Genomic DNA, 1001 nt, shown 5'->3' with positions numbered 1-1001 from the left:
AGCGCGATTAAAAACGTGCCAAACAGCAGCATCAACGAGAGTGTCTGGAAGACGCTCATTGACTGTGAAACCTTCCTGAAGATTATTCCATGTTCCCATGGGCCTCACCTCGCAAGGGAAAAGACAGCCACCGCCCTTAAAACTTCTTGCTTAATCTATTATACAGGTAATTTACTGCATGACCAAGCGCTCAACAACTATTAGAGTAATTATCAATGATGGAGGGGATTTTTTAATGAATGCAATCATTTTTCATGGGTCAGCACCGCATGCTACAGCAGACAAGTTTTGGTATAAAAACATTGCTCATAGTTTAAACTCTTTAGGAATATCAACAATTGTGGCAGATTTACCAAAGCTTGATCAAGAATCGCTAACAGATACACTCGTTAAAATTAGAGAAATGAACTTAGGCATTAATCAAAGCACAATTTTAATCGGCCATTCTGCCGGAACAAATATTATCCTAGCTTTACTTGAACAACTAACAAAACCAGTTAAAGCTGTCTATTTGATTGCTGGCTATTGTCAACCGAATGGCATGCGTCACACAACCTTAAAAAAATCCTATGATTGGAAGACAATCAAGAAGAACTCAAATGAGTTTTATATATTCAATTCATTTAACGATCCTTTCAATTGTAATGAAAAGCAAGGAAGAAGTTTATTTGACCATTTGGGTGGAACACTTATTTTAAGAAATGATGGTCATTTTACCCAAAAAAAGCTGCCATTATTAATGACGCTACTGCAACAATACTAATCCCCCCTTTAGAAAAGTATATTAAACGGCCACTAGGGTATACCCTAATGGTCTTTTTTATTTCTGTGCTATACTAGGAATTGCAAGTGTTCATTAGAACTGTCCAAAAGGAGAATTGAAAATGGCTAAAATCGGTTATGCGCGTGTGAGTTCCAAGGAGCAACATTTAGATCGACAGTTAGCGGCTTTAAAAGACGTCGATAAATTATTTACGGATAAATTAAGTGGGGCTAACACG

General features: G+C 37.2%; 3 protein-coding genes. All 3 read left to right on the top strand.

Annotation, left to right across the window (positions count from 1 at the left end):
• The coding region (locus tag HMPREF0494_RS11850; protein WP_204365265.1) for a hypothetical protein at positions 1–204 on the top strand (204 nt) is incomplete at its 5' end.
• 31 nt (positions 205–235) lie between these two features.
• Positions 236–763: an alpha/beta fold hydrolase gene (locus HMPREF0494_RS10695; protein ID WP_040459107.1), complete on the top strand. Its 528-nt coding sequence runs from the start codon at positions 236–238 to the stop codon at positions 761–763.
• Between the two features lie 121 nt (positions 764–884).
• On the top strand, positions 885–1001 hold a 117-nt coding region (locus HMPREF0494_RS11180; protein ID WP_161799654.1), incomplete at its 3' end, for a recombinase family protein.

Origin of the sequence: Limosilactobacillus antri DSM 16041, assembly GCF_000160835.1 — a bacterium.
In the GTDB taxonomy this organism is placed as follows: Bacteria; Bacillota; Bacilli; order Lactobacillales; family Lactobacillaceae; genus Limosilactobacillus; species Limosilactobacillus antri.
Note: the sequence above shows the minus strand (reverse complement) of the source record. Positions and strands in the feature narration are given on the sequence as shown.